Origin of the sequence: Mycoplasma sp. E35C (genome assembly GCF_019873825.1) — a bacterium.
Classification (GTDB): domain Bacteria; phylum Bacillota_I; class Bacilli_A; order Mycoplasmatales; family Mycoplasmoidaceae; genus Mycoplasmoides.
In genome coordinates, this window is the sequence record NZ_CP068418.1 from 401,869 (window position 1) to 416,939 (window position 15,071).

Consider the following 15,071-nt stretch of genomic DNA (forward strand, 5'->3'; position numbering starts at 1 on the left):
CATGAACGATAAATTACCTAATAATTTAAGTAAATTTAAAGATCATTTTATTGCTTGTCTAAATTGCTTAGACAACTTTAATTTTAATGAAATTAAAAAATATTACCAAATTAATGTTGATCGAATAAAGAACTCAAAGCGATTAACGACAATATCAAATCAACTAGATAATCCATTTATTAATCTAGATACATGCTCTAATCTTGATAACTTTAAAAATCAATTATTAGACTTAATTAATGATTTTCATAATAAAGCTAAGAATGACTATGCCTTTTTTAGTTATTCGAGTTTAATGATGAACTATTTTTGTGTAATTGATTTAGCTTATTCACAACATCACTACGGAGAAGAACAAGAACTAAACGGAGAACGCAAATTTTATATTGAATTAAGAGATAAAATTTTTAGCGAATATCATAAGAATGAATCGAATAATTAAAAATTTCAACTGAAAAAGTTGGATCATAATTTTAATTGCTTTAGTTTTTGGAACTTTTTATGTTTTTGTTGCTGGATATGTTGTTATTTTGATTAAAAACTTTGCTGATTTAATAGCAGGTAATAAAGAGCCTGACTGATTAGTTCCAGATCCGAATAATAAAATTCAAGCAGTAATTAATCTTTCAGCAGTAAGTTTGTCATTAATTTTTGTAAGTTTTTTTATCAAAATTATTAGCAGAATAATGTTATTAAAACAAACATTGATTGCTTCTAATTTATTTAAAAATCAGATCTATCAAAAGATCAACAGTTTGTCGTTAGAACAGTTTTCAAAATATAAACGATCAAGTTTAATTAATCGGATTAATGTTGATTATTCTAAGTTAGAAGATGCAGCATTAAAAGTGTTTGTTTATATGATTGAAAATGTTTTCGAAGTATTTATATATATTGGTTTTTCAATTGCATTAAGTCCATATTTATCGTTAATTTATCTAATTTTTATCCCGATCATAACAACACTAATAGTGGTTGGCGCTAAAAAAACCGAAAAGAATTATAAGCAAAGTTATGAGTCGTTAGATAACTTAAATCAAGTGATTCGCGAAAACATTGTTGGCATTAAAGTTGTTAGAATTTTTAATTTAGAACAATTCCAAACTCAACGATATGATCTGCATCATAAAAATTGATTCAAATCAATTTTAAAAGCTGATTTGTTCTTAACAACTATGTGGCAATTAATTTTCTTGTCAATTAATATTTTTATTACTTTAGTTTTGACTTTATCTGGTTATTTAAATAAGGTTAATTCTAATCTTAGCCCAGGAACTGTGATTGGATTTTTAAATTATTTAACATTTACAAGTTATGTTGTCATTGGGCTAGCTGACTACGCATTAAAAATAATTAAAACTAAACCGATTAACAAACGTTTTGATCAAATTTTTTCTTTAAAAAACGATGATGTTAGCGAGGATAAAAACACCAATCCAATTAAGGGAAAAATCGAATTTAAAAATTTAAATTATAAATATGATCAAAATAATTTTAATGTTTTAAATAACATTAATTTAACTATTAATTCTGGTGAAAATATCGGAATCATTGGATCGATTGGATCTGGTAAATCAACATTGGTAGGTTTATTATCTGGATTAAAAAAAGCTGATAATAATTCGATATATTTGGATGATGTTGATATTAATGATTACAACATTAATCATGTTCGTAAAAATGTTAGTTATGATTTTCAGAAGAAATTATTATTTTCTGGATCAATTAAATCTAACATTCTAAAAGCTAATGCAAATGCGACTGATCAACAATTACAAGATGTAATTAAATATTCTTGTTCAAATGATTTCATTAATAATTTTAAAGACAAAGAAAATCATATATTAACTGAATTTGGTAACAATTTATCTGGTGGTCAAAAAGCTAGAGTTTGTATTTCTAGAACTTTAATTAAAGATTCAAGAATCATGATTTTTGATGATTCACTAACTGCACTTGACAACATTACTGCTAAAAAAGTGCTAACAAATATCTTAGATAACTATCAAGAACGCACTAAAATTTTTATTAGTCAGCAAATTAGAATTATTAAAGATTTAGATAAAATTATTGTTTTAGATAAAGGTAATGTTGTAGGTTTTGATACACACAAAAATTTATTAAATAATTGTCAAATTTATCGTGAAATTTACGAATCACAAAAGAAAATTGGAGATGATGTCTAATGAAAAATATTAAACATTTAATCCAATTCTTAAAAGACGATAAAAGAGCGATTATTGTGATGATGGTTTTAACAACTTTTAAGTCATTATTTACCATCACAGGATCAATTATTTTTGGTTATGTTATTGAAAATATTTTTGTTAATATCACCACTGAAAATCCTGAATTAGCAAATAAAAATTGAATAGAATTATTAAAATTTTCGGGAATTTTAATTGCTGTCTATATATTTTTATTTGCAAGCTACATAACAAGTGCTAAATTAAGCATTCGTGTTGCTTATAAAACAACAGTTAGAATTAGAGACATTGTTTTTAGAAAAATTCATAAGCTTGATCTTTTAACATTAGAACGAATTATGAATGGTGAAGTGATCAATAAAGTTTCGGTTGATATTGATCTGATTTCAGCAAATTTATCAATGTTTTTAAGCGAAATTTTATCAACGCCAATTGTTTCATTTTTAATCATTATTTCGTTGTTTGTAATTTCACCATTTTTATCATTAATTACGGTATTTTTAATGATTTGTATGTTTGTTGTGCAAATTATAATGATCAAATCTGCTAATAAACATCAAAACAAAACTCAGGATTTATATGCGAAAGTTTCAACGTTTATTGAAGAGCATGTCCAACAATATGAATTGATTAAATCATTAGATATTACACAATCTGTTAATAAAGAATTTGAACAATTATTAGAACAATATTTAAAAGCCAATTTGAAATCTAGTAAGTTGTTTTCAGCAATTTATCCAATCAACTTTTTATTTGAAGATACCATCATTGTTTCATCATTTATTTTTAGTTTATTGTTTTATGCATTCAATATCACTTCTGGTTCTTCAATTGGTATTTGATCAACAATCAATATCGGTTTAATTACTACATACAATTTGATGCTGCGTTTTTCATTAGGAGAACTAGGATACTTATTTAGAATTTCAGCTGATGTTCAGATTACAATTGTTTCAATTAGAAGAATTAAGGAATTATTGGATTTAAAACAAAAGTTTGAATATGAAAATCACAAAATCAACCAATTGAATTCAATAAAATTTGAAAACGTTTCTTATTCTTATGATAATAAGAATTTAGCTCTTGATAATATTAGTTTTGAAATCAAAGCTAAAACCTCAACAGCATTAGTTGGTGAAACAGGTTCTGGAAAATCAACAATCATGAATTTAATATCAAGATATTACCAACCAACAAATGGCAGAATTTTGATGAATGATTTTGATTATAAGCAACTTGATGAGTTTGATTTTAATAATAAAATCAGCGTTGTTTTGCAAGATAGTATTATGTTTAGTGACACGATTTATAACAACATTGCTTGCATTAAAAAAGATGCTACTAAAGACGAAGTAATCAAGGCTGCGAAAGAAGCAAAAATTCACGATTTTATCGTAAATTTAAAGGATGGTTATGATACTTATATTGACGAAGATTTATCAAATTTATCTAATGGTCAATTGCAACAAATTGCCTTAGCAAGAGCGTTTTTAAGCGATGCTGAAATTTTAATTTTGGACGAAGCAACTTCAAGTGTGGATTCAAAGACTGAAAAGAATATTCAAGATGCTATTTTTAAAGTGATGAATAAAAAAACTGTAATTTTAATAGCTCATAGATTATCAACAATCATTAATGTTGACAACATTATTGTGATGAAAAAGGGTAGAATTATTGAAAGTGGATCACACGATCAATTAATAGCTAAAAAAGGTTATTATTACGAACTAAATCAAGCTAATGTTGATGAGTCTACGCTAATGTAGCTTGTAAATTTGGTATAATATATAAGACTTATTTAAATAATAAGCAAAATTAGACATTAAAATCTAGTTTCAACCGTTTAAAAGTGGTTATAAAAATAAATAATAAAAGTATTGATTAATAAATCAATCACCACCATAACGAGTCTATCTGGAGGAAAAAAATACAATGTTTGCAGTTATTGCATCTGGTTCTAAACAGTACCGTGTAAAATTAAACGACGAAATCTACGTTGAAAAAATTAATTCAGAAGTAGGTTCAAAAGTTGTTTTTGATAAAGTGTATTTTGTGAACAACGTGTTTGGCAAACCATTTGTAGCAGGAGCATCTGTTACTTGTGAAGTTGTTAAACAAGGTAAACAAAAAAAGATTAACGTAATCAAACACATCTCTCAAAAACACCACTTAAAGAAATACGGTCACAGACAACCATACACTAAGCTTAAAGTTGTAGAAATCAAGCACGGATAAAAATGATTCACATAACTTTGTACGCAAGTGCGATAAAAATCGAAGGCCACGCTTTTTTTGATAATCCTGGTCACGACATCGTATGTGCTGGAGTTAGTGCGATTGTTTTTGGTGGGATTAATTACTTCGAACAGAATGAAGTTAAGATTGTTAAAGATGATGAAAACAGCTTAATCTTCTTAGAATTATTAGAAGTAAATTTAAAAAACCTAACAGCAATCAATGTCATGAAAACTCAATTATGAGTGATTGCTAAAGTCTATGATAAAAACATCAAAATTATTGATGAAACAAACAAAATCGTAACAGGAAAATAAGCTATGAAAAAAATCTGATTTCAATTAGACCTACAATTTTTTGCTTCTAAAAAAGGTGTAGGGTCAACTAAAAACGGACGTGATTCAAACCCGAAATTTTTAGGTGCTAAAATTGCTGATGGTCAACAAGCAAAAACTGGTCAAATTATTTACCGTCAAAGAGGTAACAAAATCTGACCTGGTAAAAATGTAGGCCAAGGTAAAGACGACACATTATTTGCGCTAGCTAATGGTGTAGTAAGATACACTAAATTCATGGGTAATAAAACCAAAGTTAGTGTTGTTGTTGAACAATCTAAGTAATTTTTAAACAAAAAATTAAAATCTAAAACCAGTAGGGAAATTAATAAAACCTATATGGTTTTTTTATTTATATGACTAAAAAAAAGATTAAATATTTGGGATGTTTTGTTGGTGCTAAACGACCTAATTTTATGTTAGATATGGTTAAAACTGTTGTTGATTATAATGCAACAAGTTTTATGTTTTATAGTGGTCCGCCCCAGAATTTTAGAAGAGTTCCTACTTCTGAATTTAAGTTAAAAGAAGCTCGTGAATATTTAGCTAATAATAATTTAGCTGATTTGGGTGATAACTATGTTGTTCATGCCCCTTATTTAATTAATTTAGCTAACGGCGACAAAGATAAAAGAAAAAGAAGTTTTGATTTTTTTGTTGATGAACTAAGAAGAACATACGAGTTAGGTGCAAAATATTTTGTCTTACACCCTGGTTCTGCTTTAAATGTTAAAGATAAAAATGAAGCAATTCATCATTTAGCGAATGAATTAAATAACGCCATATCACAAACCAAAGATACAATTATTTGTTTAGAAACCATGGCTGATAAAGGTCAGCAAATTTGTTCAAAATTTGAAGACATCAAACAGGTAATTGATTTGATAGAAGATAAATCAAGAATTGGTGTTTGTTTTGATACATGTCACGTTCATGATGCTGGTTATGATTTATCAGATACAGAAGGAATTATTGCTGAATTTGATCGTGTGATTGGTTTAGAATACCTATATGTTATTCATTTAAATGATTCAAAAAATCCCAAGGGTTCTAAGAAAGACCGTCACGCTAATTTAGGTTATGGAATGATTGGTTTTGATAATTTAATTAACTTTATTTATCATGACAAAATTTGTGACAAAATCATCATTCTTGAAACTCCATGAATTGATGATGAAAAACTGGGTGAACGACCTTTATATAAAGAAGAAATTCAAATGATAAATCAAAAAAGATTTATTGATAATTTAATAAACAAAGATGAAAAATAATCAACTAGATAACTATTTAAAAATCTTGAATGACAATAAATATCGCATTACTAGTCCAAGAAGATTGGTATTAGAATGTTTATTAGACAGTTCAGATTATCATTCAATTGAAGACATTATTGATCACATTGAACAAAAAACCAATAAAAAACCAAATATTGCTTCAATCTATAATGTTTTGCAAACATTCATTCAACTAAATATTGTTGATTCTTTTTTAAATACTTCTCATGATTTAAAGCGCTATTACACAATCAAGCATGAACATCATGAACATATTTATTTCATCAATACAGCAGCTAATCAAAATAAAGATCTAAATACACTAGTAATTCCAGAAGAAATTAACAAATCATTAGTTGCTTATTTCAATAAACTAAAAATCAAACATCCGCAATATTACATTGTAGTTTCAGGCGAATGTAAAGACAACATAATAACGCATAAAAACGATGAAACCAAATAATTTAATTAACGATTCAGAATTGAATTTTAATAGTATTGATGAGATCATTAATCATTTAAAAAATGATAAGGATATTTCTGGTGATGAAAGCAAAAAGTTTTACATTTCATTATTAGAACTAATCAATCAAGATGTACATAAAAAAGCTTTTAAAAAAGCTTTAAGTGCTGTTCAAGAAGAATTAGATACAGACTATCTACCTTTTGATTTAATTAAGTATTTTGTTCAAGCTTCATATTTAATTAAACGTAAGATGTATGAAAGTGAATTTGATTGATTAGAAAAGCTAGAAAAACAAGAATTGATAAATAAAACAATTATCAATTTTTCCGATAATTTATGATATTTTGATTATTTAGCTACTAAAAATTCTGATTATTGAGAAAGTGATGATTTCGAATTTTTTCGCCCAATTTTTATTGCTAAAACCTATGATAATGCATCTAAATTAATGGCAGCTCAATTACTGCAAAATATCGAAGCTTTTCATGATTTAGAATTCAAAGTTTATAACAATAAACTTAAACAAAACTTTGATGTTAAATTAACAAAAGATAACATCTGATCTGATGGAACCGAAAACTATTTCAATGCAGTATTAGATGATATTGAAACGCATTTTTATAAAGATCCATCAAAAGACCAATTGGCTGGTGAAATTGTAAATAACATCATGCTTGAATATTATCCAAGTTATTGCGACTTGGCTAAACCAAAAGAATTAAGCACTGGAATTATTCAGTATGTCAAAAATTGCTTTGACAACCAAAAACCAAATCATAAAATTGATCCAATCATTTATGATTTGATTCATAACACTATTAATTAATAATTAATAATATTTGTTATTGTAAAATTATAAGAGTATATAAAATAGAAAATATCGTTGATAAACCAAAATAGTCATGTTTAAAATTCGCGAAAAGACAAATGCTGATCACAAAGTTAAATATTTATTAGATGTTGATCAAAAAACTTGAAATGATGCTTATACTAAAAAGGTTAAAGCTGCTGTTAAAAATGTAAAACTTCAAGGATTCAGAAAAGGACATGTGCCTTATGATGAAGCGATTAAGTACGTTAATCAAGCAAGTATTTTTGATAAAGCAATCAATAGTTTAACTAACCCGATTTACTTAGAATTAGTTAAACAAGAAAAGCTTGGTGAATCTGATACAGTTATTGAACTTCGTCCAGAAGTTGAAGTTACTGAATTAAGCGATGATAAATTAGTTCTTGCTTACATTTTTGAAACAGTTCCAGAAGTAACATTAGGTGATTACAAATCAATCGATGGCTTCATTGAGTTTAAAGAAGTTAGCGAAGAAGAAGTGCAAGCTGAAATTACTAGAATTTCAAAAACAGATAGCACAGTAGTAGAAAAAGCAGAAGGATCAACTTTACAAAAAGGTGATATTGCCTTCTTAGATTTTTCTGGTGAAATCGATGGCAAAGCGTTTGAAGGTGGTAAAGCAAAAAACTACGAATTAGAAATCGGTTCAAACTCATTCATTCCAGGATTTGAAGATCAAATGGTTGGTATGAAGGTTAATGAAAAACGTGATTTACACCTTAAATTCCCTGCTGATTATCATGTTAAAGAATATGCTGACAAACCAGTTTTATTCAAAGTTAAGCTAAATGCTATTAAAGAAGTTAAATTACCTGAAATGACTGTTGAAAAAATCAACGAATTAATGAAAACTTCTTACAAAACATTAGAAGAAGCTAAAACTGATATTAAAGCAAGAATTCACCGCAATAAAGCTGAACACACAAGACAAATGAACACTATGCTATTAAATGAATTTGCTAACAGCAAGTGTCAATTCTCTCACATGCCAAAAGCTTTATTAGATCCGGAAGTTGAACGTTTATACCAACAATTTGCTCAACAAATGGGTCAATTAAAAATGACTATTGAAGACGCTCTTAAATTACAAAATTTAACAAAAGAACAACTACTTAACCGTCTAACAGAAGAAGCAACTAAAACAATTAAATTAGTTTTAGTTTTAGAAAAAATTTCATCAGTTGAAAAAGTTGAAGTTAGTGAAGCTGAAATCAACGAAGAAATTGAAGAACAAATTAAATTAGTTGGTGGTGGTAGAGAGCTAGAAGCGGCTCAATCAGAGGCTTTAAAGAAATATTTAGAAAGCCAAAAAGAGATGTTCGAATCACTAATTCTTAATAAAAAAGTTGTAGAATTAGTCATCAAACAAAACCTTAAAAAATAAAATATCAAAAAATTAGCACTTAATAATAATGAGTGCTAATTTTCATGTTATAATTTATTATTATTCAAATTGGTTCTCATTTGAAAGGAATTAAAAACACTAAGATATGGCAACAGCAAAAGGCTCATTAAAAGCACCATTATTAATATCAAGAAAGATGGTTGTTTTTCCTTATAACAACTATGTTTTGAATATTGGACGCTCGCGTTCAGTAAATATTATTAAAAAGATTAAAGAAGAAAATGATAGCAAATCAAAATCTAGTAATGATGTTGCCAAGATTTTAGTTGTCGTTCAAAAGAACGATTCAATCGACAAACCAACTGTTAGTGATATTTATAAATACGGAACGCTTTGTGAAATTACTAAGATTCACGAAGAAGTTGACCGAGATACTGGCGACATAACTTATGAAGTATCAATTCGTGCGCTAGAACGTATCAAAATTAATACAACTAACTTAAAAAATGTTTCACTAGAAGAATACATTGAACCTGTTGGTTATAGTGTTTGCAAATCAACCCTATCAGTTCCAGCTAAAGAATTGTGTGAAACAATTCAAAAAGAAGGAATTTTAGATAAAGATGATTTTAAGAAATTATCAAAAGCAAGTTTAACCAGCAAAGAACTAGACCGTATTTCATTAAATTTAGCTGCTAATGCTAATTCTAGTTTAGGTTACAATTTATTATCTGAACACAACCAACAAGCAATCTTAGAACAAGACGATATTAAAGAACGTTTTGAACTATACTTTAAGTTCTGAAGAAAAAACCGTACAAACATCAAGAATTCTGAACGTAATGAAGAGATCAAACAAATTGAAAAAATGATTGATCTCAAGATGAAGAATCAATTAACTAAGCAACAAAATGAATATTACCTACGTGAAAAATTAAAAACAATTAAAGAAGAATTAGGTGATATTTCTAATCGTGAAGATGATGTTGATAACATCAGAGCTAAGGTTGCTAACAACCCATACCCACAACACATCAAAGATCGTATTATTTCTGAAATCGATCGTTATGAATCAACAGCTCCTTTATCGCAAGAAGCAAATGTAATTAAAACTTATCTTGATTGATTGGTAAATTTACCATGATGACAAGTTAAAGATAATAACTTCCAAATTGATAAAGTAACCAAAACATTAGATGAAAACCACTATGGTTTATCTAAGGTTAAAGAAAAGATTATTGAATACTTAGCGCTAGCAATGCGCACTAAGAAAACCAAAGGACCAATTATGTGTTTAGTAGGTCCTCCTGGGGTTGGTAAATCGTCATTAGTTAAATCAATTGCAGAAGCACTAAATAAAGAATTTGTGAAGATCTCACTGGGTGGGGTTCATGATGAATCTGAAATCCGTGGTCACCGTCGCACTTATGTTGGTTCAATGCCTGGTCGTATCATCAAAGGTATGAAAAAAGCAGGTGTAACTAACCCATTATTCTTATTAGATGAAATTGATAAGATGGGTCAATCTCAAAATCACGGAGATCCAACAGCAGCATTACTAGAAGTTTTAGACCCTGAATTAAACGATAAGTTTAACGATAATTACATTGAAGAAGATTATGATCTATCAAATGTAATGTTCGTGGCAACTGCTAACTATGTTGAAGGTATTCCAGAAGCTTTATATGACAGAATGGAGATCATTGAATTAACTTCATACACTGAACATGAAAAGCTATCAATCGCTAAGAATTATTTAGTTCCAAGAGCACTTAAAGAAGCCGAATTAACCAAAGAAGAATTAGACTTCACTGATGCTGGAATTATGCACATTATCAAACACTTTACCAAAGAAGCTGGTGTAAGAAGTCTTGAACGTGTTTTAAAACAAATTGTTCGTAAATTCTTAGTAGCAAGTTTAAGAAGTAAGAGTTTAAAATCACAAACCATTGATATTCCAGAAGTAAAACACTACTTGAAAAAAGAAGTGTTTGACTACACCCAAAAAGATGAACAAACAATTCCTGGAATTGTTAATGGAATGGCTTACACCCAATATGGTGGTGACTTATTACCAATCGAAGTAAGTTTAGCACAAGGTGGTAAGGGTAATGTTGTGATTACAGGTAACTTAAAAGAAACCATGAAAGAATCTGCTAATGTTGCCTTGGGTTATGTAAAAGCAAATGCTACTGAATTTGGTATTGATACGGACATCTTCCAAAAAGTAGATATCCACATTCACGTTCCAAGCGGTGGTATTCCAAAAGATGGTCCAAGTGCTGGAACAGCATTAACAACTGCAATTATTTCAGCATTTACTTCTAAAAAAGTTAGTCCTTCAATTGCGATGACTGGTGAAATTACTTTACGTGGTAAAGTATTGCCTATTGGTGGGGTAAAAGAAAAAACAATTTCAGCTCACCGTGGTGGGGTTAGAACGATCTTCTTACCAGAAAAAAATGAACGTTATTTAGACGAAGTTCCAAAAGAAATCTTAAAAGATTTAGAGATCATTCCTGTTAAACATTACAGAGAAATTTACGATAAAATTTTCGGTTAAATAATCGCTTAAATAAATTAAAATAAAGCTTGTTAAAACCAAGCTTTATTTTTTGTTTAATAATGACAAAACAAAGACAATTTTATGTTTATTTTAGTTTTTTAATGCGTCAAATCGTTAAAAAACCATTTGTTTGAGCGACATTTTTTGTTTATTTTTTAATGTTGCTTGTGATACTTTTGATCTTTCCTTTAGTACAAAGAATTTCATCGACTGAATATTGAAATAATCCTGTTATCAAGATTTCAACTTTCATAGTGCCAGTTGCTTCAATTTTTGGCATTATGTTAGCGATGTTTTTATTTAAACAAGGTGAAAGCGATGGTACAGAGCTTATTATTATTGCTAAACCTGTATCAAGAAAAATCTATGTATCAGCCAAATACTTAGTCTTATTTTTGGTATCACTAATATTCAGTTTCTTGATTTCATTAATGGGTTTAATTGCCAAAATCAATCCATTATTAAGTGAAGAAAACATGGCTGATTTAATGCTTGGTATTTTTATTGGAACATTCATTAATTCGTTATTTTTTGGTTCGCTTTCAATCTTAATTTCATTCGGATTATCAAAAAATAGCACAATTGTAACTGTTTTTTTAGCCACATTTTTATTAAATTTCCAAACCCCTTTATCACAACTATTTTTTGATCGACCATCAACAATTTTAAGAACAAAAAACATCTTATTAAACGATGTTGAAATTCAAACCAAAAAAAGATCTAATAGCAATAAACCATCAGCAAAGCTGATAGTTTATCAAGCTAATCCAAATGAAAGCAATTCAAACAATCAATCAATTAAAGAATTATACGAATGAGCTGAAACACAAAGCTTTTATAATAATTCTTACTACATTAATTTAGGTAATGCGGTTAATTCTATTTATAACCTACAAAGTTTATCGCCAGATAAAAATAGCTCAATTAACTTCTTAGCATTAAATACTAAATATAAATTCGAAAAAGTTTTTAATCCTAATGAGTTTCATAATGTTGATTTATATATTCCAACATCATCAAAAACTGGTGCGTTTAATTTAACCAGATATAAAGCTTTTTTAACTAATCCAGATCCTAATAAGAACACAGGACAAATCAGAGCGATTATTCCACCTACTTATAGTTATTTAGATGAACAAACTAATAATTATAAAACTGAAAATGCTAGTTATGATTTATATCCAAACCAGTATAATGAAGATGAAATTTTAACTAATTTATTTAATCATTTTTATGATGAAGTTTATACTTCAACAGATAATAGCCAACAAAAATCAATTGAAGCTATCATATCTGAAATGGTAGAAAAATACAGCATGATGGAATATGAAAATACTGAAGAAACCAAAAAAACCTTAATGCGTGAGTTTTCTTCTGATATTTCATTATTAAACGAATTATTCAGAACACCAAACTTGATGTATAAATTCATTAAAGCTGTTGATAATACACAAGGTTTATCAAATAAAGAAGCAGCCAGAGCTGTGTTTAAAAGAAGAGTTGAAACCTTTTATGCTTTGTCTGATACCAATGATTTAACAATTCTTAGTAAGAATTTAGCTAATTACAAAAAAACTATTGATGCAAAAGATACATTATTTAAGAATATTCCTGATGCTGATAATTATGAAGAATTTAAAAATTACATTCCACCAGCAGCTAGTTTAATTCTTAATAATTACATTGACATTAATTCTTTTAAAAATTTAAGTGTTCAAAACTTTAAGTTGTTATTTTATCACCGTATTTTTAGTAACTACTTAGCATTATATTTAGGCGGAATTATAAGCACTGATCGAATTAGACAAGAGATTGAAAACGATAATAAAAAACAACCATACTATGTTAATCTTAAATTTAATTTAATCAGGGATGATCAAATTAATGATGTCTTTGAAGCACAAAGATTACCAATCATAAATCCTTGAATTATTGTGATTGTGATGATTGCAATTTCAGCATCATTATTAGGAATTTCAGCAGTTTTATATTATTCAAAAGATTATGCTTAATAACGAAAATATTTTAGAAGTTTTTGACTTAACAAAACAGTTTAAGAAAAAACAACCACCAGTTATAAATAAGTTAAATTTTACGGTAAAAAAGAACCAATATCATGTTTTTATTGGTGCTAATGGCGCTGGTAAAACAACAACAATTAAAACAATAATTGGTGCATTTAAAAAAACTAGTGGAAAGATCTTAATTAAGGGTATAGATAGTGAAATTCCCCAATCTAGAAAATGTATTGGTTATGTTCCTGAAATTTCCAGATTTCCTAACACTTTAACTACACTTGAATATTTAACTTGAATGGGACGATTGTCAGGTTTAAATAAAAATCAAGCTAAAGAATTAATTATCAAAAAACTCAATGAGTTTAATATGATTAAATTAGCTGATGCTAATCCTAATAAATTTTCATCAGGTCAAAAGAAAAAGATTATTTTAATTCAAGCATTATTAACTAATCCTGAATTATTAATCCTAGACGAACCAACTGCTAACTTAGATCCAAAAGCTAGAATTGAATTCTTGAATTTTATTAAAGAATTGCAAATCAAAGATAAAACTTCAATCTTCATTTCGTCTCATGTATTAACCGAAGTTGATCAGTATGCTAATAGCATTACCATTCTTGATGGTGGTAAAGTTGTTTTTAGTGGTGAGTTGGATGAAATTAATAAAAATGGATTGAACGATAAAAAATATGTCTTAAAAGTTAAAGACATATCTGCTGCTAAAAAAATCTTTAATCAAGCAAAAATTAATTGAATATTTAACGAAAAAAACGAAGAATTTTATCTGTATTTAGAAAATGAAATTATTGCTAATGATTTATTGCATGATTTAGTTTTAGAAAAAAACACAATTTATCATTTTGCTAAACACATATTTTCAATCAATGAAATCTATGAACACTATATTAAAGTGGGTTCAGTTCAAACTGCTAAATAGTATTAAAATTTTCTTCTAAATAAGCAACGTCATCATCTTCTAGAATTTGAATTCTTTCAGTATGAATTGCTTTATTTGTTTTGTCATCAAATTCCATTAGAATTGCATTTAATTGCGCTCCTAATGGAGATACTTCTAGTCTAAAACGTTCATTATGATCTAAGAATTTGATGATTGCATTTTGTGCTCTTGCCCCAATAACACTACCAAACCCAGGACCACACAAACCAACATCAGTAACATAAACCATTTTTCTTGGCGTGATTCTTAAATCGGCTGTTGGAATGTGGGTGTGAGTTCCAAGGATTGCTGAAACTCTACCGTCAAAATAAACGCCTAAGGCATTTTTTTCACTTGTTGTTTCGGCGTGAAAATCAACAATATGCAAATCAGATTGATCATTTTCAACAATCTTATTTAAATCATGAAATGGATTGGTTAAACTAAAGTTTAATTTAACAGCTTCACCTAACAAATTGGTAATTCTGATTGTTTTATTTTTAACTTTAACAACATTTGTTCCCACACCAACATTAGCATACTGAAAACTTGGATCTAAGTTGTATGGTCGAACGATATTATCTTTTGTTTTAAGGATGTCAAAAACTTCTTTTTTAGCCCAGGTGTGGTTCCCCATTGTAAAAAAATCAATGCCATAACTCATCAATTCGTTATAGTGTTGTTTAGATAACCCTTTACCGTGCGTGCAGTTTTCAGCGTTTGCTATCACATAATCAACTGCATAATTTTTGATCAATGATTTCAAGTGTTTTTTGATGATCTTTCTACCATTTAAACCAAAGATATCACCTAAAAAAAGAATCTTCATATTATT

14 protein-coding genes are annotated in these 15,071 nt (G+C 28.1%); 13 read left to right on the top strand and 1 reads right to left on the bottom strand.

Going from position 1 to position 15,071, the window contains the following annotated elements; genetic code table 4:
- Window position 1 precedes the first annotated feature (1 nt).
- From JJE79_RS01725 to JJE79_RS01785, 13 genes are all read left to right on the top strand, one after another.
- A complete protein-coding gene (locus tag JJE79_RS01725; protein WP_222926762.1) occupies window positions 2-442 on the top strand; it encodes a hypothetical protein in 441 nt (146 codons plus the stop codon).
- Window positions 426-2,186: an ABC transporter ATP-binding protein gene (locus JJE79_RS01730; protein ID WP_222926763.1), complete on the top strand. Its 1,761-nt coding sequence runs from the start codon at window positions 426-428 to the stop codon at window positions 2,184-2,186. Before JJE79_RS01725 ends, JJE79_RS01730 begins: the two co-directional genes overlap by 17 nt.
- Window positions 2,186-3,973, top strand: a complete 1,788-nt coding sequence (locus JJE79_RS01735) for an ABC transporter ATP-binding protein (protein WP_222926764.1) — start codon at window positions 2,186-2,188, stop codon at window positions 3,971-3,973. The genes JJE79_RS01730 and JJE79_RS01735 overlap by 1 nt, the downstream gene beginning before the upstream one ends.
- A 166-nt stretch (window positions 3,974-4,139) precedes the next feature.
- Window positions 4,140-4,442, top strand: a complete 303-nt coding sequence (rplU, locus tag JJE79_RS01740; RefSeq protein WP_222926765.1) for a 50S ribosomal protein L21 — start codon at window positions 4,140-4,142, stop codon at window positions 4,440-4,442.
- Window positions 4,443-4,444: 2 nt separating this feature from the next.
- On the top strand, window positions 4,445-4,759 hold the full coding sequence (locus JJE79_RS01745; protein ID WP_222926766.1) for a ribosomal-processing cysteine protease Prp: 315 nt from the start codon (window positions 4,445-4,447) through the stop codon (window positions 4,757-4,759).
- Between the two features lie 3 nt (window positions 4,760-4,762).
- Window positions 4,763-5,062: a 50S ribosomal protein L27 gene (gene rpmA, locus JJE79_RS01750; RefSeq protein ID WP_222926767.1), complete on the top strand. Its 300-nt coding sequence runs from the start codon at window positions 4,763-4,765 to the stop codon at window positions 5,060-5,062.
- Between the two features lie 71 nt (window positions 5,063-5,133).
- Entirely contained in the window at window positions 5,134-6,048 is a 915-nt protein-coding gene (locus tag JJE79_RS01755) for a deoxyribonuclease IV (RefSeq protein ID WP_222926768.1), read from the top strand.
- The gene (locus JJE79_RS01760) at window positions 6,038-6,514 is read left to right on the top strand and encodes a Fur family transcriptional regulator (RefSeq protein ID WP_222926769.1); all 477 of its coding nucleotides are present in this window, start codon (window positions 6,038-6,040) and stop codon (window positions 6,512-6,514) included. The genes JJE79_RS01755 and JJE79_RS01760 overlap by 11 nt, the downstream gene beginning before the upstream one ends.
- Window positions 6,501-7,343: a DUF3196 family protein gene (locus tag JJE79_RS01765; RefSeq protein WP_222926770.1), complete on the top strand. Its 843-nt coding sequence runs from the start codon at window positions 6,501-6,503 to the stop codon at window positions 7,341-7,343. Before JJE79_RS01760 ends, JJE79_RS01765 begins: the two co-directional genes overlap by 14 nt.
- Before the next feature lie 76 nt (window positions 7,344-7,419).
- The gene (gene tig / locus JJE79_RS01770) at window positions 7,420-8,751 is read left to right on the top strand and encodes a trigger factor (RefSeq protein WP_222926771.1); all 1,332 of its coding nucleotides are present in this window, start codon (window positions 7,420-7,422) and stop codon (window positions 8,749-8,751) included.
- Window positions 8,752-8,857: 106 nt separating this feature from the next.
- Window positions 8,858-11,275 carry an endopeptidase La gene (lon, locus tag JJE79_RS01775; RefSeq protein ID WP_222926772.1) on the top strand — a complete coding sequence of 806 codons (2,418 nt, stop codon included), beginning with the start codon at window positions 8,858-8,860 and terminating at the stop codon, window positions 11,273-11,275.
- A gap of 62 nt (window positions 11,276-11,337) precedes the next feature.
- Window positions 11,338-13,290, top strand: a complete 1,953-nt coding sequence (locus tag JJE79_RS01780) for an ABC transporter permease (RefSeq protein ID WP_222926773.1) — start codon at window positions 11,338-11,340, stop codon at window positions 13,288-13,290.
- Complete coding sequence (locus JJE79_RS01785) at window positions 13,283-14,236, top strand: ABC transporter ATP-binding protein (protein ID WP_222926774.1); 954 nt, start codon at window positions 13,283-13,285, stop codon at window positions 14,234-14,236. The genes JJE79_RS01780 and JJE79_RS01785 overlap by 8 nt, the downstream gene beginning before the upstream one ends.
- Here JJE79_RS01785 and JJE79_RS01790 read toward each other — a convergent pair.
- Complete coding sequence (locus JJE79_RS01790) at window positions 14,229-15,065, bottom strand: TIGR00282 family metallophosphoesterase (protein ID WP_222926775.1); 837 nt, start codon at window positions 15,063-15,065, stop codon at window positions 14,229-14,231. The genes JJE79_RS01785 and JJE79_RS01790 overlap by 8 nt on opposite strands.
- Window positions 15,066-15,071 lie beyond the last annotated feature (6 nt).